General features: G+C 71.9%; 20 protein-coding genes. 4 read left to right on the forward strand and 16 right to left on the reverse strand.

The window, feature by feature from the left end:
- Nucleotides 1-175 precede the first annotated feature (175 nt).
- The 10 genes from H9652_RS20365 to H9652_RS15350 form a co-directional block, all read right to left on the reverse strand.
- Nucleotides 176-1,576, reverse strand: a complete 1,401-nt coding sequence (locus tag H9652_RS20365) for a sensor histidine kinase (RefSeq protein ID WP_191797011.1) — start codon at nt 1,574-1,576, stop codon at nt 176-178.
- Nucleotides 1,573-2,286, reverse strand: a complete 714-nt coding sequence (locus H9652_RS15310; RefSeq protein WP_191797012.1) for a LytR/AlgR family response regulator transcription factor — start codon at nt 2,284-2,286, stop codon at nt 1,573-1,575. The genes H9652_RS20365 and H9652_RS15310 overlap by 4 nt, the downstream gene beginning before the upstream one ends.
- Before the next feature lie 117 nt (nt 2,287-2,403).
- Nucleotides 2,404-3,774 (reverse strand): MFS transporter, encoded by a 1,371-nt coding sequence (locus tag H9652_RS15315; protein ID WP_191797013.1) that lies wholly within the window; start codon nt 3,772-3,774, stop codon nt 2,404-2,406.
- 105 nt (nt 3,775-3,879) lie between these two features.
- The gene (locus tag H9652_RS15320) at nt 3,880-4,830 is read right to left on the reverse strand and encodes a PhzF family phenazine biosynthesis protein (RefSeq protein ID WP_191797014.1); all 951 of its coding nucleotides are present in this window, start codon (nt 4,828-4,830) and stop codon (nt 3,880-3,882) included.
- Between the two features lie 73 nt (nt 4,831-4,903).
- Nucleotides 4,904-5,302, reverse strand: a complete 399-nt coding sequence (locus H9652_RS15325; protein WP_191797015.1) for a VOC family protein — start codon at nt 5,300-5,302, stop codon at nt 4,904-4,906.
- A 60-nt stretch (nt 5,303-5,362) separates the two neighbouring features.
- Nucleotides 5,363-6,541: a zinc-binding dehydrogenase gene (locus tag H9652_RS15330; protein ID WP_191797017.1), complete on the reverse strand. Its 1,179-nt coding sequence runs from the start codon at nt 6,539-6,541 to the stop codon at nt 5,363-5,365.
- Between the two features lie 31 nt (nt 6,542-6,572).
- Complete coding sequence (locus tag H9652_RS15335; RefSeq protein WP_191797018.1) at nt 6,573-7,199, reverse strand: class II aldolase/adducin family protein; 627 nt, start codon at nt 7,197-7,199, stop codon at nt 6,573-6,575.
- 56 nt (nt 7,200-7,255) lie between these two features.
- Nucleotides 7,256-8,272: an NAD(P)-dependent oxidoreductase gene (locus H9652_RS15340; RefSeq protein WP_191797020.1), complete on the reverse strand. Its 1,017-nt coding sequence runs from the start codon at nt 8,270-8,272 to the stop codon at nt 7,256-7,258.
- A complete protein-coding gene (locus tag H9652_RS15345; RefSeq protein WP_191797022.1) occupies nt 8,269-9,894 on the reverse strand; it encodes an FGGY family carbohydrate kinase in 1,626 nt (541 codons plus the stop codon). Before H9652_RS15345 ends, H9652_RS15340 begins: the two co-directional genes overlap by 4 nt.
- 37 nt (nt 9,895-9,931) lie before the next feature.
- Nucleotides 9,932-11,293 (reverse strand): MFS transporter, encoded by a 1,362-nt coding sequence (locus H9652_RS15350; RefSeq protein ID WP_191797024.1) that lies wholly within the window; start codon nt 11,291-11,293, stop codon nt 9,932-9,934.
- Nucleotides 11,294-11,495: 202 nt separating this feature from the next.
- Here H9652_RS15350 and H9652_RS15355 point away from each other — a divergent pair, with 202 nt between their 5' ends.
- Entirely contained in the window at nt 11,496-12,437 is a 942-nt protein-coding gene (locus tag H9652_RS15355; RefSeq protein ID WP_191797026.1) for a sugar-binding transcriptional regulator, read from the forward strand.
- Between the two features lie 87 nt (nt 12,438-12,524).
- On the opposite strand, the gene H9652_RS15360 is transcribed toward H9652_RS15355, so the two are convergent.
- The 3 genes from H9652_RS15360 to H9652_RS15370 form a co-directional block, all read right to left on the reverse strand.
- Complete coding sequence (locus H9652_RS15360; RefSeq protein ID WP_191790757.1) at nt 12,525-13,019, reverse strand: FBP domain-containing protein; 495 nt, start codon at nt 13,017-13,019, stop codon at nt 12,525-12,527.
- A 777-nt stretch (nt 13,020-13,796) separates the two neighbouring features.
- Nucleotides 13,797-14,318, reverse strand: a complete 522-nt coding sequence (locus H9652_RS15365; RefSeq protein WP_318244200.1) for a TetR-like C-terminal domain-containing protein — start codon at nt 14,316-14,318, stop codon at nt 13,797-13,799.
- 313 nt (nt 14,319-14,631) lie between these two features.
- Nucleotides 14,632-15,366, reverse strand: a complete 735-nt coding sequence (locus tag H9652_RS15370) for an SDR family oxidoreductase (protein ID WP_191797030.1) — start codon at nt 15,364-15,366, stop codon at nt 14,632-14,634.
- 164 nt (nt 15,367-15,530) lie between these two features.
- Here H9652_RS15370 and H9652_RS15375 point away from each other — a divergent pair, with 164 nt between their 5' ends.
- Nucleotides 15,531-16,217, forward strand: a complete 687-nt coding sequence (locus H9652_RS15375) for a rhomboid-like protein (RefSeq protein WP_138826944.1) — start codon at nt 15,531-15,533, stop codon at nt 16,215-16,217.
- A 71-nt stretch (nt 16,218-16,288) separates the two neighbouring features.
- Here H9652_RS15375 and H9652_RS15380 read toward each other — a convergent pair whose 3' ends face one another.
- From H9652_RS15380 to H9652_RS15390, 3 genes are all read right to left on the reverse strand, one after another.
- The gene (locus H9652_RS15380; RefSeq protein WP_191797032.1) at nt 16,289-16,828 is read right to left on the reverse strand and encodes a carboxymuconolactone decarboxylase family protein; all 540 of its coding nucleotides are present in this window, start codon (nt 16,826-16,828) and stop codon (nt 16,289-16,291) included.
- A 102-nt stretch (nt 16,829-16,930) separates the two neighbouring features.
- Nucleotides 16,931-17,479, reverse strand: a complete 549-nt coding sequence (locus H9652_RS15385; protein WP_191797034.1) for a universal stress protein — start codon at nt 17,477-17,479, stop codon at nt 16,931-16,933.
- Between the two features lie 57 nt (nt 17,480-17,536).
- Nucleotides 17,537-18,967 (reverse strand): MFS transporter, encoded by a 1,431-nt coding sequence (locus H9652_RS15390; RefSeq protein WP_191797036.1) that lies wholly within the window; start codon nt 18,965-18,967, stop codon nt 17,537-17,539.
- 289 nt (nt 18,968-19,256) lie between these two features.
- On the opposite strand from H9652_RS15390, the gene H9652_RS15395 reads away from it, so the two are divergent.
- Both H9652_RS15395 and H9652_RS15400 read left to right on the forward strand, forming a co-directional pair.
- Entirely contained in the window at nt 19,257-19,463 is a 207-nt protein-coding gene (locus H9652_RS15395) for a heavy-metal-associated domain-containing protein (RefSeq protein ID WP_191797039.1), read from the forward strand.
- Entirely contained in the window at nt 19,460-20,416 is a 957-nt protein-coding gene (locus H9652_RS15400) for a heavy-metal-associated domain-containing protein (protein WP_191797041.1), read from the forward strand. Before H9652_RS15395 ends, H9652_RS15400 begins: the two co-directional genes overlap by 4 nt.
- Nucleotides 20,417-20,456 lie beyond the last annotated feature (40 nt).

Consider the following 20,456-nt stretch of genomic DNA (forward strand, 5'->3'; position numbering starts at 1 on the left):
CAACCTCCCCGGCAGACCCGGACGCCAACTCTCCGTCCTGGCCTACAAAGCCGCACAACGCGTCATCGGCTTCAACTGAGCCTGGTAGGCACGAGGTAGAACGTCGTGTGCCGAGGTAGTGCGCACCGCGACCTACCTCGCGCAGCACGTTCTACCTCGGCGGTCCCCGGCGGCCTCAGTGTCCCGACGGGTCCGGCGGTCCCAGGAGCTCCAGCCGTCGCCTCTGGGGTCGGGACCTGCGTCCCTCGGGGACCGGGATCAGGGCCCGCACCACGAACCAGTCGGACTCGGTGCGCACCGTGAGCGACCCTCCGTAGCCCTCGACGACCTGACGCATGTTCCGCAGGCCGTACCCGTGGTTGAGGGCGTCGCGCTTGGTGGTCCGCGGGATCCCGTCGTCGAAGTCGAGGTCGCCCACGTGGTAGTTCTCGAAGCGGACCATGACGAGCGAGCTCTGCGTGTAGACCGCGACGCGCACGAGCCGGTTCTCCGGGTCCGGCAGGGCCGCGGTGCTCTCGATCGCGTTGTCGAGCGCGTTGCCGAAGAGCGCGCTCAGGCCCATGGCGTCCATGAACGACAGGGCTGCGCCGTCGACCACGCACGTCAGGGTGATCCCGAGCTCTGCGCACTGGGCGGTCTTCGACGTGAGGATCGTGTCGAGCACGGGGTTTCCCGTCTCGACCTGGGAGCCGTATCCCTGGATGCTCTCCTCGAGCTGGTCGAGATACGTCGCCTTGGCCGCCGGGTCGCTCTCGGTCCGGATCGCGGTGACGAAGTGCTTGAGGTCGTGGTACTTGCGGTGGACGATGTCGATGTTCCGCTTGGACTGCAGGTACTGCTCGTGCTGCGAGCGCAGCATCCGGTTCATCGCCTCGACCTCGACCGCGCGCTGGAGCTCGAGCCGCTGCCCCTGCTGGGCGTAGAGAGCGACGTACCCGGCGAGGTCCACGAGCGTGCGGATGTAGAAGATCTCGGGACCGAACTGCGCGCTGAACGGGGTGTTCGAGCTCACGAAGCTCACGTTGCTCATGAGGAACGTGACGGCGGCGATCGAGGCCGCGCTCAGCAGGCCGCGCCGGTCGACCTCGAGCTGCTGGTCGGGCGGGAAGTGTCGTCGCTCGATGAAGTAGGCCGCGGTGAAGGCCGCGCCGTACACCAGGACCAGCAGACCCGCCTGGACCCCGACGCCCGTGAACCCCTGGTCGACGGCGTAGCTGTAGAGCTGCCAGTGGAGCGACGCGACGAGCTCGGCGAGCACGAAAGCACGAGCCGTGAAGTACCCGGCCTCTCTCGTCGAGACGTCGGCGCAGAGCACGACCACGCTGTACATCGCGGCGACCGCCATGGCCATGCCGAACGTCCACAGGGGGATCGGCAGCTCGCCCGCGAAGGACTGGACGGCCCACAGGAGCCCGAGCCCCAGCCCGAGCAGGAGGGCGAGGACGGGCGGCGTGAACCTCTTGCGCAGCAGCAGGATGTACACGAGGCACGCGGACCACTCCGCGAAGGCCGTGATCCCACGGGGGATGTCGGTGGGGACCTCCGCGACGGCGGCGGAGAGGACGTCCTGGATCACGCGACGCGTCCGCCGACGTGGTCGGCGAGCGCGTCGAGGAAGGCGCGCTTGCGCGGTCGGCTGATCTGGAGCTCGTCACCGCCGAGCATGACGCACGTGCTCTGGTCGACCGCCAGGACGTGGCGCATGTTGACGAGGTAGCAGCTGTTGCTGCGGAAGAACCCCTTGTCGGCGAGGTCGGTCTCGAAGGCCTTGAGGGTGCCGGTGAACGCGTAGGTCCGGTCGACGGCGTGGACGACGACCCGGTGCTTGATGCTCTCGATGTAGACGACGTCGAGGAGGTCGACCCGGGCGACCGCGCCGTTCACGGTCAGCATGAGCGAGTCCGTGCCGCTGCGCCGGACACGGTCGATGCTGCGGCGCAGCTCCTGGGAGAACGCGAACCAGGGGACGGGCTTGAGGAGATAGCTCAGGGCGTCGACCTCGTAGCCGTGGATCGCGTACTGCGCCATGTTCGTGACGAAGACGATGACGACCCGGGAGTCGAGCGTGCGGATCTGCCGTGCGGTGTCGAGGCCGTCGAGGTCGTTCATCTGGACGTCGAGGAAGAGGATGTCGAAGTCGGGGCGGTAGCCCGTGACGAGCTCACGCCCGTCGCTGAAGGTACGGACGTCGAACGTCACCCGGTTCTCGACCTGGAAACGGTCGAGGTGACCGAGCACGACGTCTCTGCTGGCGGACTCGTCGTCGACTACGCCGATGCGGATCATGCTGGCGGACCTCTTTCACGATGACGTCCCAAGATACCAAGGGAACCCGGCCGGGAACGGCGCGATCACGCCATTTCGGGCACGTGTTCGACGACGTCCCGAGCCGGGGGACGAAGGTCACACCCGGTCGGCCACCAAGGTCCTGCTCGGCAGCGGCAGCGGCTTGACCCAGCCTGCGAGCGCGATGCTCAGGACGGTGGCGACCGTGATGGTGAGCAGGGCGTGCCTCCCACCGATCGAGTCCGCGAGCAGGCCGAGGAGCGGCGGTGCGGTGAGCTGGCCGAACGAGATGAAGGACGTCACGACCGACACGCGCCCCGGGGCCCGCAGCGGGTCGTCCGACGCGGCGGCGATCGCGATCGGGTTGGCGAGGGCGGCCCCGCAGCCCCACAGCACGATGCCGAACCAGGCGAGCGGCAGCCCGGGCGCCAGGCCGAACAGGAGCAGCCCGACGAGAGCGGACAGCCCGGACGCCCGCAGGATCGTGACGCGGCCGAACCGGTCGATGAGTCCCGTCCCGGCGAACCGGAAGACGGTCATCGCGGCGACGAACGTGCCGTAGGCCATGGCACCGACGGCCTCGCGCACGGCGAAGCCGTCGACCATCGAGATCGAGAGCCAGTTGCCGGCCGACCCCTCGGACAGGGAGGCGGCGAGCAGGACCAGGCCGATGAGCAGGGTGCGCGGCTCGCGCCACGCGGACAGGGCGTTGCGCAGCCCCGCGCCGCGACGCCTGGTCGGGTGCGGGGTCGTCTCGTCCGTGACGCCGTGCGCCGCAGCGGGTTCCGCCGCAGAGCCGGCCGGAGCGTCGGCCACCTCTGTGGCCGCCTCGTCGGTCGCGTCGCTCGTCCCGCGGGCCGACGGCGCCGCGACGGCCGGGCGGTCGTCCGCACCGGTCGCGGCCTGCCGCTCGGGTGCGAACACGGTCGCCGGTCCGATGAGGAAGGCGCGGGCGATCGCGACGAGGGTCGTGATGATCGCGAGCTGGACCGCGATGTGGATCTGCGCCGCGGAGAACGCGGCCCCGACGAGCGCCCCCGCGCCCGCGCCGATCGAGAAGGCCGCGTGGAAGTGGGGGAGGATCGCGCGGCCGACGCGCTGCTCGACCATGGCCCCGTTGAGGTTGATCGGGACGTTCATCAGGGCGCCGCTGATGCCGTTGGTGAACGCGCCGACCGCGAAGATGCCGACGCTCCCGGTCGCCGTGCCCCACGCGACGAGCAGCAGCGCGACGAGGTTGACGACCGTGGCCGCGGTGAGGGTCCGGCGGCTCCCGAACCGGGCGACGACCGCGCCCGTGGACATGACGGCGAACAGCGCGCCGACCGCGCCGACGATGAGGATCAGTCCGAGCTGTGCCGAGGAGACCCCGAGCGCCTCGCGGATCGAGGGCAGTCGCGTCATCCAGCTCGTGCCCACGATGCCGAAGAGCGCGAAGAGCGCCATCAACGACCAGCGGGCGCGATCGACTGCAAGGTTTCCTGACATTCAGCGAACTCTATGCCGCGACTGGGCGCGTTCTCACCGTGTTTCTCTGGGCGGGACGCGCCGGTCCGGCGGCGGGGCCGCGCCGAGCCCCGTACTGCGCGCGGGTCAGAGGAGCACGGTGCCGTCGATGCAGGTCACGGCGTCGCCGCCGACCCACACGGTGTCCGCGCGACCGTCGTCGCCGACGGCGCGGCGCACGTGGACGCGCCCGGCCCGCCCGAGCGCCGTGCCCTGGCTCGCGACGTACTCGGCGGGCAGCAGGCCGTCGGGCTGGAGCCACTGCGCGACGACCGCGTTGAGGCTGCCCGTCACGGGGTCCTCGGGGATGCCCATGTCGAGCGCGTACCCGCGCACCTCGACCGCTGCGCCGTCGGGGCCGTCGTACCTCCCGTCCCCGAGCGCGGTGTACGGCCCGACGACGCCGATCGCCAGGTCGCCCAGCCCCGTGAAGTCGGGGTCGAGGGCCAGGACCTTCTCGGCCGAGCCGAGCAGGAGCACGCGCCAGCCCGGCCCGTTGTCGAGGAACCGGTGGTCGACGACGTCGCGAGCCTCGAGCCCGAGCGCGCGCGTGATCGCCGTGAGGGTCGAGAGGTCGACGGGCTCGTCCGCGAGGAGGTCGGGGGCCGCGAAGGCGAGCCGACCGCCCGGGGAGGACGTGGCGTCGTCGGGCAGGTCGGTCAGGTCCGTCGTGGGGGAGCGGCGCAGCGGGACCAGGCCGATCCCGCACTCCTGGACCACGGTGCCCGCGATCCGCGGCGTGCCACCCGCGGCGAGCCACGCGTGGCACGAGCCGAGCGTCGGGTGCCCCGCGAACGGCAGCTCGCCCGCGGGGGTGAAGATGCGCAGGCGGTAGTCGGCCCCGGCGGCCGCACCCTCGGGGGAGGGCGGGAGGAGGAACGTGGTCTCGGAGAGGTTGGTCCAGCGTGCGAACGCGGCCATCTGCTCGGCCCCCAGCCCGACGGCGTCGCGCACCACCGCGACCGGGTTGCCCCGGTAGGGGGTCGTCGTGAAGACGTCGACCTGCGAGAACGGGCGAAGGCGCGGTGGGGTGCTCACGCGTCCGACGCTACTGCCGTGCCCGCGCCTCCGCAGCGGACCACGGGCCGCTGCAGGTCGGCGCGCCCGGGTCTCAGGCGCTCGGCGGCTGGATCAGGTCCCACGGCATGCCGTACAGGTCCTCGAAGACCGCGACCGTGCCGTAGGCCTCGTGCCGTGGCTCCTCCCGGAACGTCACGCCGTGCGCGAGCATGTAGGCGTGCTGGGCCGCGAAGTCGTCCGTGCGCAGGAAGAAGGCCACCTCGTCGCCCACCGGTCGGCCCACGCGGGCGCGCGCGTCGTCGCACGTCGCGAGGGCGAGGACGAGCCCCGTTACCGGGGCCTCGTCGGCTCCCGGGCTCACGACGACGCGCCGCCACCCGCCCTCGAACGTCTCGTCCTGACGCAGCGTGAAGCCGAGCGCGTCCGTGAAGAAGGCGATGGCGTCGTCCAGGTCGTGCACGAGGTAGGTGGCGTTCTCGAGGCTCAGCATGACGTGGAGCGTAGCCGTGCCCTGCCGGTGCGTGCGCTCCGACAGGGCACGGTGAGGCAGTCAGTCGAAGACGATCACCTGGCGTGCGCCCTCGCGGCGGCGCATCGCGTCGAACGCCGCCTCGACGTCGTCGAGCGCGATCTCCTGGCTCACGATCGCGTCGATGGGCAGCTGCCCCTCGATCGCGTGGCGCACGAGGCGGGGGAACGCCGTGGACGGGACGGCCGAACCGTAGTTCGAGGCCACGATGCGCGATCCCGAGAAGACGAACCGGTAGGTGTCGAGCGCCGCGGTCGCGCCGGTCCGGGTCAGGCCGACGAGCGTGGTCGTGCCTCCCGGCCGGACGAGGCGTGTCGCGAGCTCGATCGTGGACGGCAGGCCGATGGCCTCGATCACGTGGTCCGGGCCGTCGTCGCACAGCTCTCGGACGGCGGCGGTCGTCAGGGCGTCGTCGGTCGCCAGGACCCCGTGCGTGGCGCCGACCTGGAGGGCGAGGTCGAGCTTCGACTGCTCGCGGTCGACGCCGATCACGCGTGACGCCCCGGCGAGCGCTGCGCCCATGACGGCGGAGAGGCCGACCCCGCCGAGCCCGATCACGACGACCTCGTCCCCGGCCTCGACGCGGGCGGTCCACAGCGCCGCGCCGACGCCTGTGGTGATGGCGCACCCGACGAGCGACGCCTGGGTCGCGGGCAACCGGGGGTCGACGCGGACCGCTGCCTCGGCCGCCACGACCTGGTACGTCGCCATGGTCCCGATCCCGCAGTGGATACCGAGCGGCGTGCCGGCGGCGCGGCGGACCCGGACCTGGTCCGGGGAGGTGCGGTGGTCGCCTCCGACGGGCGTCGCGCACAGGTGCCCGTCACCACCGGCGCACCGGGCGCAGCGGCCGCACGGTGCGGTCCAGGCCAGGACCACGTGGTCCCCCACGCGCGGGTCCTGCGGGTGCCGACCGACGCCCGAGCCGACCGCGACGACGACGCCGGCCCCCTCGTGGCCCATGACGAGCGGGCTCGGCAGCTCCCAGTCGTCGTCGAGGATGTGCAGGTCCGAGTGGCACACGCCGCTCGCGAGCATCCGTACTGCCACCTCGCCCGGCCCGGGCGGGTCGAGCACGACGTCCTCGATGCTCAGGCCCTTGCCGGGGCCGGCCCAGACCACGGCTCGGGCCGCGAAGGGGGCGGTGAAGTCGTCCACGGTGTGGGTGTCGGGGGTCGTGCGGGTCTGTGCGAGCGTCATGCGGTCTCCTGGGTGGGTGGGGTTGTGCGGGTCACGCGTGGTGCAGCGTCGCCCAGTGCTCCTGCGGGAAGGACGTCGTGGTGTCGCCGAGCTGCAGCGCGCGGAACGTCGCCTCGGCGGCCTGCTCGAGGTTGAGGGCGCGGCGGTAGGCCATGGCGATGTCGGGGCCGACGGCCGAGCAGCCGTGGAAGCCCTGGATCACGCAGTCGTGCGCCGCGGCCTCGGCCGCCGCGCTCTCGGCGAGCTCGTCCGAGCCGTTCGGGAAGTAGGGGGTGCGGCCGACCGACTTCACGTAGTACGCGTGGTCGAGCGTGAAGAGGCGGATCTCGTGCCCCAGCGCGTCGAGCAGCACCGCGTACTGCGGATGGACGTGGATCACGGAGCCCGCGTCGGGGCGCGCCTGGTAGGTGCGCTGGTGCAGCTTCCACTCCGACGACGGCCGGGGTGAGCCGCCGACGATCTCGCCGTCGAGCGTCATGATGGTGAAGTCGGCAGGGGTGAGCCGGTCGAGGAACGTCCCCGAACCCGTCACGGCGAACACGTCACCCCCCGGGAGGCGCGCGGACAGGTTTCCTCCGCTGGCAAGGACGAGGCCCTTGTCGACGGCGTCGTGGCCGACGTCGCACAGCTCCTGGACGAGGTCGTCGAGCGTGGTCATGGTGGTTCCTTCCGTCGTGCGCCGGGCCCTGCGTGCCCGACGCGGGTGCAGGGGGGTCAGGCGCGGGCCGAGGCGGCGAGCACGTCGGGGTTGGCGATCGTCGCGGGGCGCCCGCCCTCGAGCCACGTGAGCAGGCCGTCGGCGGCGATGCGCGAGTGCTCGGCGACGACGTCGTCGGACGCGCCCCCGATGTGGGGCGTGAGCGTCACGTTGTCGAGCGCCAGGAGGGGGTGGTCCGCCGGGACCGGCTCGGTCCAGAAGACGTCGAGACCCGCGCCCGCGAGGCGCCCCTCCTGCAGCGCGGCGACGAGCGCGTCCTCCTCGACGACCGCCGCGCGGCCCGCGTTGACGAGAAACGCGTCGGGGCGCATGAGGCGCAGCTCGCGGTCTCCGAGGAGCCCGATCGTGCTCTCGGCGAGCGGCACGTGGACCGTCACCACGTCGGACCGTGACAGCACCTCGTCGAGCGTGGTGACCGTCGCCTCGTCGCCGAACGCGTCCGCGGCGAGGAACGGGTCGTAGACGAGGACGTCCATGCCGAACGCGCGGGCGCGGCGCAGGACGCGACGGCCGATCGCCCCGCCACCGAGGATGCCGAGGGTCCGACCGGCGAGCTGGATGCCTCGGAAGCGGGAGTACGGCTCGAACACGTCGTCGGGCGTCCACGCGCCGCTGCGCAGCCAGCGCTCGGCCTCGCCCGCGTGCCGGACGGTCATGAGGATCAGGGTGAACGCGAGGTCTGCCGTGACCTCGGCGTTGCGCGCGGGCGTGGTGAGGACGGCGATTCCACGTTCCGTGCACGCGGCGACGTCGACGTTGACCGGGTTGGCGCGGCACGAGACGACGGCCCGCAGCTCGGGTGCCCGGTCGAGCGTCGCCGCGTCGACGACGTCGAGCTCGGTGACGATCACTGTCGCGGTCGCGAGCAGGTCGTCGATGCCGCGCTCGGCGAGCGAGCCGCCGTCGAGCGACGGCTGGACGACGTCGACCGCGAAGTGCTCGCCGAGCGACTCGGCACGGGCGGTGTCGAAGGGCGCCGTCACGAGCAGGCGAGGGGTGGTCGGGGCGGTCATGGGAGCTCCTTGTCGTGGTGCGTCGTCGTGCGGGAGGTGCCCGACGGCGGGCGGGCGACGACCGTGTGCGCGGGCCGTGCCCGCCGGGTCGCCTCCTGGTCGGTCTGGTGGGAGGCCTTGCGCAGGTCGCGCAGCGAGGCCCAGTGGTGACGGTTCGCATCGCGGACCGCGGTGAACACCGTGGCCTGCGCGTCGTGCAGCGCGCGGAGACGAGGGTCCGGCTCGAACCGGTGCGTGTCGGTGCCCAGCCGTTCGGTCGCGGCACGCAGGTCCGGGGCGCGACCGGTCGCGACGAGCACGAGAGCGGCCACGCCTCGCACGCCCAGCTCGGCGAAGGTGGAGCGCTCGACGGGCCGACCCGTGACGTCGGCCACGATCTCGCACACGAGAGAGGACTGGGCGCCGCCGCCGCACAGGCGCACGGTGGCGCCCTCGCCGACGCCGAGGAGGTCCATGCACTCCCGCAACGAGAGCGCGATCCCCTCGTAGACCGCGCGAAGGAGCTGGCCGGGCGTCGTGCTGACCGAGAGGTTGAGCCACGCGGCCGACGCGTCGGTGTCGACGAACGGGGCACGTTCTCCGCTGACCCCGGCGTAGGGCAGGTAGAGGACGCCGCCCGCGCCTGCGGGCTCGGCACGCACGATCCGTGCGACCTCCTCCCACTCGAGCGCGTCGAGCCCGGTGACCTGCCTGGCCCAGTCGAGGTTCGGGGTCCCGTTCATGGGGGCGAGGCACTCGACCACGTGGTCCGACTCGCCGAGCGAGACGGTGATGACCGGCAGGTCGGCCGGAGCGCGCGGGCCCTCCTGGACGGCGCCCACGAACGCCGTGGTGCCGAGGATCGCGTAGACCTGCCCTGGGTCGACGACCCCGAGCCCGACGCCACCGGCGGGGGTGTCGACCATGCCCGTGGCGACGGGCAGGCCGACCGGCAGCCCCGTCTCCCGCGCGGCATCCGCGGTGACGTGTCCGGCGACGGTTCCCGGGGGGAGCAGCGGCGGGAGCAGGCGCTCGAACCGCTCATGGCCGAGCCCGGTCAGCAGCCTGTGCGAGTACGTGCCCTGCGCGACGTCCAGGTACGTGCGCGAGGCCTCCGACGGGTCGGTCGCACGCCGACCGGTGAGCCGGAAGCGGATCCAGTCCTTGCAGTTGAGGTGGGTCGCGGCCGAGCGCACGAGCCCGGGGTCGTTCTCCTCCAGCTCTTCGAGGAGGACGGGCAGGGCACCTGGGAACAGCGCCGACCCCGTGACCTCCCGGACGAGCGCGCCGCGGCCGTCGCGTCCCCACTCGGCGACGCGAGGTGCGGCGCGTCCGTCGAGCCAGAGCAGAGCTGGACCGACGGGCCTGCCGTCCTCGTCGACGAGCCACGCGCCGTCACCCTGCCCGGTCACGGCTGCGCCGATCAGCTCGACGTCCCCCGCCTCGTCGCACGCGGCGGAGATCGTGGCGGCGACGGCAGACCAGACCTCGTCCATGTCCTGCTCGGCCCGGTCGGGGAGGGGGCGACGGATGCGGACGGTGGACCGCGACGCTCCCAGCACCTCCCCGTCGAGCGAGAGGACGACTGACTTGACGGAGGTGGTCCCTGCGTCGATGCCGAGGACGGCAGGCGTACGAGTCATGCCAGATCATCTTCCCTTCGGTGGCCGCGGCGTGGACTCAACGACCCACGACCGTGTGGTCGACCTCGGTCGGCGCGGGCGGCGGGGTGGTGGTCCGGGCGTCGTCGCCCGGGGTGGCCGTGTCGGAGGCCCCGGGGTCGTGGTCCGCCGCCTCGACCCCAGGTTCGCGCAGCAGGAACGTCAGGAACAGGCCGACGACGTAGAAGCCCGCGAGGATCCACACGACGGGGGCGACGCCCAGCGGGACCACGAGGGCGGCGACCGCGGGCCCGACGAAGTTCGACAGCCCCGCACCGAGGTTGAGGACCGCGACGGCGGCAGCCTTGTTCTGGGGCGCGAGGAGCGGGACCACCGCGGACAACGGCACGTACATGCCGAGCGCCAGCCCGTAGACGATGCCGAGCGCCATGATCACCGGGAAGTTGGCCCCCAGGCCCTGCGGCACGTAGTAGAAGCCGAGCACCGTGATCGCGGTCGCGAGACCGCCGCCCCAGGCGATGACGTTGATGCGGCCGAACTTGTCCGAGGCGTATCCGGAGACGAGGTTGGCGGCCACGTTGGCGAGCAGCATGGTTCCCCAGATCGAGGACCACTGCGCCTGGGAGAAGCCGACGGTGCCGACCATGTAGACGCCGAGGAACACGGCGAACGAGTAGTAGGAGATGGTGTTGATGAGGCGGACGGCGCCGCCCACCGCGACCTTCGGACGGTCCCGCATGATCGTGATGCTCCGGACGAGGCCCTTGACCGTCTCCTCGCGGCTGATCTTGTGGGTTCCGGCGCGGGAGCGGACGAGCAGAGCGACCATCACGGTGGCGACGACGACGAAGGCGAGCGCGGACCAGAGGGTCCCGAGCGACCCCAGGGGTTCGATGGCGCCTGCGACGAAGTACCCGCTGATGACGCCGAGGCCCATCGCGTTGAAGAACCAGTACCAGCCGACGGCCTTGCCCATGACGGCGTTGGGGGTCTCCATGGTGACCCAGACGAGGAAGCCATAGGCGAAGAACGGGTAGCCGATCGCGCGGACGGCGTACGCGAAGACCATCACGGGGTAGTTGCCGGGCATGACGCCGAAGGCGAGGAAGACGACCTCGAAGACGATCCAGACGACTGCCCCGAGCAGCATGACGCGGCGGGGCCCCCAGGCTTCGGCGAGGGCTCCGGCGAGCCAGGCGGAGACGGCGACGACGATGCCGTAGGCGCTGAACAGGCCTGCGACCTGCCCTGCGCTGAACCCGCCGTCGGTCAGGTAGTTGGACAGGAAGCTGAGCTCGATCCCGTCGCCGACCATGAAGAGCATGAGGGCGACGAACCCCCAGGCGAGCGGTCGGGAGATCCCTTGTGAGGTGAGGAAGCGGGCGAACGCTCCGCCGGCTGGTGCTTCGACACTGGACATGCGACTCCTCCTTGAGTCATGTACATTTGTTCATGCAGACGAACGGTGGTTCACCTATTGTGGGCCAACCGTGCGTCGTGTCAAGGCCGGTCGGCTCGGCAGGGCCGCCGAGACGTACGGAGCGACGGGTGTCGTCGCAGGTGAGATAGCCTGAAGACCCCTCGCGAACGGAGGTTCATGCATGCGAACGGATGATCACCAGATGGTTGGACGCGTCGCGCGCCTCTACTACGAGCACGGGCTCACGCACGCCGAGATCGCGTCGATGCTCGACGTGTCCAGGATCAAGGTCACACGCATGCTCGCCGACGCTCGGCGCCGCGGGATCGTCGAGATCACGGTGCACAGCGACGAACGGCCGTTCGCCGACCTGGAGGAAGCCCTCGTCGAGCGTTTCGGGCTCCAGAGCGCATGGGTCAGCCCGTCCGGCGGAGCCGACGACGCCCGCGCCGCCGCCTCGCTCGCGCTCTCGGGTGCCGACGCCCTCGGTGCGGTGCTGCCGCGCGCCCGCCGCGTCGCCGTCGGCCTCAGCCGCTCCGTCGCCGCGAGCATCGCGCAGCTCCGGCCGCTCGAGCTGCCCGAGCTCGAGATCCTCCCGCTCGCCGGCAGCCGGGCCGGACGGGCCAACGGCGCCGACCCCCACGAGCTCGTCACCTCGCTCGCGCACGTCACCGGCGGTACCCCGTTCCATCTGCCTGCCCCGCTCATCGCGGCCGGTCCCGACGCCGCCGCTGCCGTCCGCGAGGACCCCGACACGAGGGCGGTGCTCGAGGCCGCGGCCGCCGCCGACGTCCTGGTCGTCGGGGTCGGTGGCAACCAGCGCGCCGCGCAGGCCCTCCGGAGATGGATCACCGAGAGCGAGTTCGAGGCGCTGCGCGACCTCGGGGCCGTCGGCGACGTCTCGGCGCGCTTCTTCGACGCCGACGGCAACACCGTCCGCGGCGAGGTCGACGAGCGTGTCGTGAGCCTGACGCTCGACGAGCTGCGCGCCATCGACGTCCGGGTCGCGATGGCGGGGGGCCAGGAGAAGCGCGACGCGCTGTTCACCGCTCTGGCGTGCGGTCTGGTCAACGTCGTCGTGACGGACGTCGACAGCGCCGTGGACCTGCTGGAGCGCACCGCACCCGACGCCCGGTCGGCCTGACGGCTCGCTCCCGGTGCTCGGCGACCGCAGCGGTGCCGGGGCGTCCGGCACCGCTGCGCGCCGCGCGCTCCGCGGCGCGCGATCGGGTCAGACCTCGCGCAGGACCTCGCGCGCGAACTTTGCGGACCGCTCCCGCAGACCCTCGATGCGACGCTCGACCAGGCCCGCGGGGTCCTGGCCGGCCTCGACGACGGTCGGCTTGCGACGGACGTTCTTCGAGCACTCGAACGTCGTGCAGATCAGGGTGCCGATCGTGTCGCCGTTGCGCCCGGCCGCACCGGCCCGGCGCACGACGTACAGGGACACGTCGTCGGTCGCGATGACGTCCTCGCACCACGCGCACACCGCGCGGCGGCGCGACGCCGTGCCCTCGGGGGCACGCAGCGCGAGCCCGACCAGCGTGTCGTCGACGGGCAGGACGACGTAGGCGCGCAGCGGCGCCTTGCGGTCGACCCAACCCAGGTAGTCGAGACGGTCCCAGCGGAGGTCCGCGAGGTCGGACGGGAGGGTGAGCTGCGAGGACTCGCGGCGCGAGGCGTTCACGAAGGACGCGCGGATCTGCTTCTCGGTCAGGGGGTTCATGGTTCTACGGCTCTCGTGCAGGAGGGACCGTCTCGCCCGTGGTCGCCCAGGACCGACAGGTCGGGCGGGAGCGGGGGACGGCAGGGTCGGGGTCCGCCGGCGGTCACGAGGACTCACCGGGGAGGGGACCCGCCGAGGTACGCCGATCGTCCGGTGAACCTCGAGGGTTCACCGGTGGGTGGCGCCGTAGGGCGTCAGGCGTGCTGGGCGGGCGTCCGGCCCGCGCCCGAGCAGGCCAGGGCGGCCGCCCCGCTTCCTCGCTGCATGAAAGATGCGCTCCAAGATCGGTGGCCGGGGCTCGTCCCACGGCTCAGCTCTCCGTCGATGGTACGCCCGGGCACCTGAATCCCTCACGGGAATTCTGGGGAGGTGCTGCGGAGGCGGGTCGCCGCCCATGCACGTGACGACGACCCGCCCGCTGCGCGGGGTCTATCGCTTGCGGACCTTCGCGGTGGTCTCGGCTGCCTTCTCGCGCTTCTGTGCGCGCTTGTCCTTCAGGGAAAGCGACGGCTGCTTCTTGTCGTTCTTGGCCATGTGGCTCACCTCCTTCCAGCCTGCAGGTGAACCGGCCACCATAGCCAAGACCCACAGGAAGTCCAGTCCGGCGTCGGGACGCGCCGAGGAACCGTCGCGGGGGGCGGTGAGAGGGGAGACTCCCGCGTCGGCCGACCCCTCGGCAGGCCCTGGGACGCCCCTGGTCGATCTGCACCGCACCGGCGTCGCCGCCCCCGGACGCTTGAGGCTGTTCGAGCAGCAGAACCTCTCAGGCGCTTGCGGCTAGACCAGGATGCCGCGGCCGATGTTGTCGATCAGGGAGTCGGCGAACTCGATCGAGAGCGGCTCGTCGGGAATGAGGAGACGGTGGTAGCAGGCGCCCCACAGCTGGTCGACCACGACCTGGAGGTCGACGTCCTGGTGGATCTGTCCCTGGTCCTTGGCCCTCTGGAGACGCTCGACCGCGGTCCGCCGTCGGATGCTGGAGTAGTTGCGTGACCAGGCCTCGGCAAGCTCTGGGTCGTCCTGGGCGGCGCCGATGAGCGTGGCGATCACTGGCCCTACGTCGGGTCGGGCCAAGAGGGAGACGTGGGCGTGGAGCTGGTTGCGCAGGTCCCTCTCGATGTTGCCGGTGTCGTCGAAGTGCAGCTCTTCCTCGACGTGCGTGAAGTACGCCTCTGCGGCGAGGGCTCCTGGGGAGGGCCACCACTTGTAGAGCGTGGCCTTGCTCGCCGGTGCGGCCGCTGCGATCTTGTCGAACGTCACGCCGGCGACACCGTCGGTGAGGAGAGTCTCGGCGGTCACGGCGAGGATCCCTCTCCGGACCTCTGCGGCTGGGCGGCGCCCGCGCCCAGGTCGTTCTGGCGGTGTTCTTGTCATGGTGGTGACGCACTCCTGAAGTTGGCCCCCGAGGCGGGTGGATCGTCGGGCTGCTCGCGGCTCTCGGTGATCGTAGCCGCGCGGGACGGCGAGCCCGCAGCGCTCCGAGGGTGTGCACCCTGCCGCCGGGGTAGCGGGCCGGTTCAGTGGGTGACGAGGTTCGGGAGGCCGGTGATCGCGGGGAAGGCGATCTTCTTGGCCGTCGTCGTCGTTCCTGTCCGCGTCGGCGCTGCGGGGATCAGGCGATGCCGCCGTTGACGTAGACGACCTGACCGTTGATCCAGCGGGCGTCGACGAGGCTCAGCACTGACTGGGCGATGTCGTCAGGGGTTCCCAGGCGTTCCAGAGGCGCGAGCGACGCGAGGTGGTCGACGACCTCCTGGGGCTTGCCGTCGAGGAACAGGGGCGTGGCCGTGGGGCCGGGGGCAACGGCGTTGACCGTCACGTCACGCCCGCGCAGCTCCCGCGCCAGGATCAGGGTGAGCGCCTCGACCGCGCCCTTGGATGCGGCATACGCCCCGTAGCCAGGCTGCTGCAGACGGGTCACCGAGGTCGAGAAGTTGACGATCGACCCGCCGTCGCGGATCGTGCGGGCCGCGGCCTGGTCGACGACGAACGTCCCGCGGACGTTGGTGCGCTGGACCTGGTCGAAGTCTGCGAGGTCCATCTCCGCGATGGGGCCCAGGGGCATGATGCCGGCCGTGTGGACGACGACGTCGACACCGCCGAACTCGGCGACGGCCGCGTCGAACAGAGCGGCGACCTCGGACTCGTCGGCGACGTCGGCCTTGACGGTGAGGGCGCGTCCGCCGGCGGCCGAGACCGCTCCTGCGGTCTGGCGTGCCTTGTCGGCGTTGCCGCTGTAGTGGACGACGACGTCGAAGTGCTCGGCGCCCAGGCGCTCGGCGACGGCACGGCCGATGCCGCCGGATCCGCCGGTGACGATCGCGACGCGAGTGGCGGGAGTGGTCATGAGAATCCTCCAGATGTGGACGTCTTGTTCATTTCGAAGGTACATCGATATGGACAGACTGTCTACATCCAGGTGCGAGGCGCGAGGCACGGTTCCCGAGGGGCCGTCCGAGCGAGAGCACGCTCCCGGGCGCTCGCGGGCGAGTCCCGGCGTAGCGTGACGGCATGACGGACGGCCCCACGGGCGGCGCGACCCCCGCCCACCTCCTGCGTCACGCGCTGGCCGACATGTGGCGAACGGTCCGCCGGGCGGACCTCGCGATCGTCTACTGCTCCGTGGTGCTGCTCGTCGCCGTCGTCCTGTGGTTCCTGCCCGAGGGCACGCGGGACCAGGTGTACGAGGACACGAGCACCAACCTCGCGAACCTGCGCGACCGCCCGATCTCCGTGCTGCTCGCGAGCGCCTTCGTCATCTCCTCGCCGGGCGAGGTGCTCCTGGTCCTCCAGCTCCTCGTGGTCCTGGCCTACGCGCAGCGCTTCGTCGGGCGTCTCGCGTCGCTCGCGGTCGGGTTCATGGGGCACGTCGGTGCGACCGTGTTCACCGCGATGGTCCTGACGACCGGGATCTTCCACGGCTTCGTGAGCCCGAGCGTCGCGACCGTCGACGACGTCGGCGTCAGCTACGTCATGGCGACCGTCATGGGGTTCCTGACCGTCGTCGTGCCCAGACGCTGGCGCTGGTGGTGGGTCGCGTTCGTCGTCGTCTACTGGGTGGGGCCGGGCCTCGTCGCACGGAACTTCACCGCGGTCGGGCACACGACCGCGCTCGTCATCGGGCTCACGGTCGCGTTCGTCGCGGGCCGGACCCGGCAGGCGGCCGGGTGGTCGGGGGACGTCCCGGGGCGGCGGTGACGGAGCTGCTCGACGGGTCGTCGGACCGGACGAGAGCCCGCACGGGACGCGGCGGGGACGTCCCCGGGAGATCAGGCCTTGCGCCGCACCGACGGCGCTCCGGGCGTGAGCCCGGCGACGAGGTTGAACGCCCCGGTGAGGAGGTTGAGCGCGACGACGCCGACGACGTCGGCGATCTCGCGGTCGCTGTAGCCGTGGTGCCGGAGGGCGTCGACCTGCTCGTCGGTGATCGACGTCGGCTCGCGGTACACCTGGACGCCGAAGGCGACGATCGCGGCCACCGCTGGATCGGCGGACCACCCGTCGTGGGCCAGCGCGATCTCGTCCTCGCCGGCTCCGAGGGCACGGGCGGCCCCGACGTGCGCCGCGAGGCACAGGCCGCAGCCCTGCTGCGCCTGGACGGCGATCGAGACGAGCTCGCTGGTCCTGCGGTCGAGCTTGGCGCGCCTCATGGCACGGCTGAGCTGCAGGTATCCACCGAGCACGGCAGGGGAGTGCGCCATCGTCGAGACCATGTCGCCCACGCTGCCGTGGCGGTCCACGAGCTCGGTGAGCAGGTCCTTCGAGGCGCCCACGGCGGTCTCCGGGGTCAGGCGGGAAAGTCGGGGCACAGCAGTCTCCTTCACGTCGAGGGGAACGGCACGGGGGCGGTGGGCCCGGGCCCGGGCCTGCCAGGCACTTCTGCCTGGCGGACCCGGGCGGTCGCCGAGCGGTCAGCCGGCGTCGGACGCGACAGGGGCGTCCGACGGGACCCGGCCGTCCGACGCTGCCCGGCCGCCTGCGGCCCGGCTGGTGCGACGGGCCAGCGCCACGGCGTCCGAGGGGATGACCAGCGTCGGGCGGGTGGCGTGGTGCAGGACGCTGGCCGAGGTGCTGCCGAGCAGGGTCGCCCTGAGGCCGCGGCGGCCGCGGGAGCCGAGCACGATCAGGTCGACGTCGAGCTCCTCGGCGGCCTCGACGATGGCCTCGGCAGCCGTGGCCATCGTGGAGGACACGTGGGGCTCGGCGACCAGCCCGAGGTCTCGGGCGACCTGTGCGCCGTCGGAGGCGATCCGCTCCGACACGTCGAGGGCTGCGGCGTCGAGACCTTGGAGCTGCTCGAGCGCCGGGTGGCCCTCGAGATGGGCCGCGAAGCCCTCCATGGGCTGGCGGGCGTAGAGCAGCACTGCGGTGGCGCCGGGGAAGAGCCCGGCGACGGTCTGCATCGCGCTGTGCGCGTTGGGGGATCCGTCGTAGGCGAGGAGCAGGCGGGGAGCGGACATGGGTGTTTCCCTTCGAGGTGGTGGTGAGGGAACCGGTCGGGACCGGGCTCCGTGCGGCTAGCGGCCGATCGACCCGTCCGTCGCGGCGGCGGGCACTCGGGGCCTCGACATCGCGACGGCGGTCACGATCGCTCCGACCAGGGCGAGGATCCCCGCCCCGACGAACGCGGCCGAGTAGCCCTGCGTGAGCTCGACCGGCGAGGGGTCGGTGCCGGACACGACGTAGACGATCGCCGTGAGCGCCGCGAGCCCGAGCGCGGACCCGATCTGGTAGCTCGTGCTCACGAGCCCCGACGCGACGCCCGTCTCGGCTGCGGGTGCGGCGTTGATGGCGGTGCCGAGCGAGGGGACGAACGCGAGGGACATGCCGAGCGCGGCCAGGAGCGACGCGGGCAGGACGTCGACGGCGTAGCTGCCGTCGGGGCGGACGAACGAGAGCCAGACGAGCCCGGCCGCGAGCAGCAGGAGCCCCGTCACGATGAGCGACTTCGCGCCGAACCTCTCCTGGAGCCGGGGAGCCAGGGCGAGCATGACGAGGACGACGAGGCCGGTCATCGGCAGGAGCGCGGCGCCGGCGGCGAAGGCGCTCGCGCCGAGGACCTGCTGCAGGTACAGGTTCAGGAAGAACCACATCGAGACCCAGGCGGCACCCAGCAGGAGCTGTGCACCGTTCGCGGCGCCGAGCAGGGGCGCACGCAGCAGGCCGAGGCGGAGCAGGGGGTCACGGCTGCGTGCCTGGATGACGAAGAAGATCACGAGCAGGACGATGCCCGCGGCCAGGGCGCCGAGCGTGGGCAGCGTGAGCCAGCCGACCTCCGGGGCGTTGACGACGGCGTAGACGACGGCCGCGAGCCCGGCCGTCACGGTGAGTGCACCCGCGACGTCGATCGATCCCGACGCCTTCTTCTCGGTGCGTGGGAGGGTCGACGCGGTGAACGCGAGCACGAAGACCGCGATCGGCACGGTGACGTAGAAGACCCAGGGCCAGCTCGCGTACTCGGTGAGGACTCCGCCGAGGAAGACTCCGGCGCTGCCTCCGACCGGTGCGGCCGCGCCGTAGACGGCGAACGCCTTCGGCAGGTCGCGTGTGCCGCCGAAGAGCATCATCAGCAGGGTCAGTGCGGCGGGCGCGATCATCGCCGAACCTGCCCCCTGGATCGCGCGGCCTGCGATCTCGAGCCCGATGGTGCCTGCGGCTCCCGCGAGCACCGACCCGACGATCAGCACGAGCCAGCCGAGCACGAAGATCTTCCGCGCACCGAAGACGTCGGCGAGGCGGCCTCCGAGCAGGAGCAGGCCGCCGAACGCGACCACGTAGGCGTTGAACACCCAGGACAGCGACTCGGGCGTGAAGCCCAGGTCTCGCTGGATGTCCGGCAGGGCGACGCCGATGATCGAGGTGTCCATGATGACGACGAACTGTGCCGTGGCGATGAGCGCGAGGCCGAGCCACCGCTTCGCCGGCGACAGTGGTGGATGGGTAGACATGAAGATCTCCTCCTGAGGGACGGCCGGCATGCCCGGCGTCGGCAAAAGGTATACCCATGGGGGGTATGGGTGTCAAGACTGCCTGAACCCGTTGGTACGCGTTGCGGGGCGCCGGAGGCTGGTACCCCGTAGGGGTATCGGCCGATGTACCCGGCCGGAACCTCGGGTGATTCACCCGATCCCTCGTCCTGAGCGGTGACCCATGCTTGCGCTATACCCCCTCGGGGTATATGTTCGAGAGAGAGATACCCGGTAGGGGTATCAATTCCCACGAGAGGAAGGCTCCGCCATGGCCACGAACGAGTACCAGGTGACGGGCATGACGTGCGGGCACTGCGAGCTGTCGATCCGCGAGGAGGTCGGACAGGTCGCCGGGGTCGAGGACATCCAGGTCAGCGCGCAGACGGGACGGCTCGTGGTGACGGGCCCCGTCGACGACGCGCTGGTCCTGGCCGCCGTCGAGGAGGCCGGCTACTCGGCGGTGCGGTCCGCATGAGGACGGGCGCACGACTGACCCTCTACGGCCTGGGGCTCGTGGTGGCCTTCGGCGGCGCGTTCGGCGTCGCCGGCGCCGTCGTGCCCGAGAGCGCCGTCGCCGACTGGACCGAAGGGAGCGAGATGAACGAGCACGGAGAAGGACACGGTGCGGAGAGCACCGGAGCGGCCGGGGGTGCTGCGAGCGGGGTGAAGGGCCTTGCGCTCGGCGTCGACGGGTTCGCCCTGTCGTCCCTCGACGCACCCGCGGGGGTCGGCGAGCCCGGGGAGCTGAGCTTCCAGGTCCGGGACCACGCAGGCGCTCCGGTGACGGCGTACACGACCGCGCACGAGAAGGACCTGCACCTGATCGTCGTCCGGACGGACGGCAGCCAGTTCCGGCACGTCCATCCCGTGCTGGACGAGGCCTCGGGCGCCTGGTCGATCCCCTGGGAGTGGGCCGCGGCGGGCAGCTACCGCGTCTTCGCGGACTTCACGCCGGCGGGCGCGGACGAGTCCTCCCGCACGGTGAGCCGCACGGTCCAGGTGGCCGGGGACCTCGTGCCCGTCGAGCAGCAGCCGACCCGGACCGCCCAGGTGGACGGGTACACCGTGACCGTCGACGGCGAGCTGGCGGCGGGGGCCTCGAGCGGCCTCACGTTCGCGGTCTCCCGGGGCGGCGAGCCCGTGACGGCCCTGGAACCGTACCTGGGAGCGTTCGGCCACCTCGTCGCCCTGCGCGACGGCGACCTCGCCTACCTCCACGTCCACGCCGAGGGCGCGGACCCGGAGGCCGGGCAGACGGCCGGGCCGGAGATCGCCTTCGCCGCCGAGGTCCCGACCGCGGGCCGCTACCTGCTGTACCTGGACTTCCAGGTCGACGGCCAGGTCCACACCGCCGAGCTCGTGCTCGACGCCGCTCGCGGCGCCGAACCCACGGACCCCGAGGGCGGATCGCACCCGGAGGGGCACTGACCGAGAGGTCGGGCCCTTTCCCACCAGCCGAGAGAAGGAA

The sequence above is a fragment of the Oerskovia rustica genome, assembly GCF_014836555.1.
In the GTDB taxonomy this organism is placed as follows: domain Bacteria; phylum Actinomycetota; class Actinomycetes; order Actinomycetales; family Cellulomonadaceae; genus Oerskovia; species Oerskovia rustica.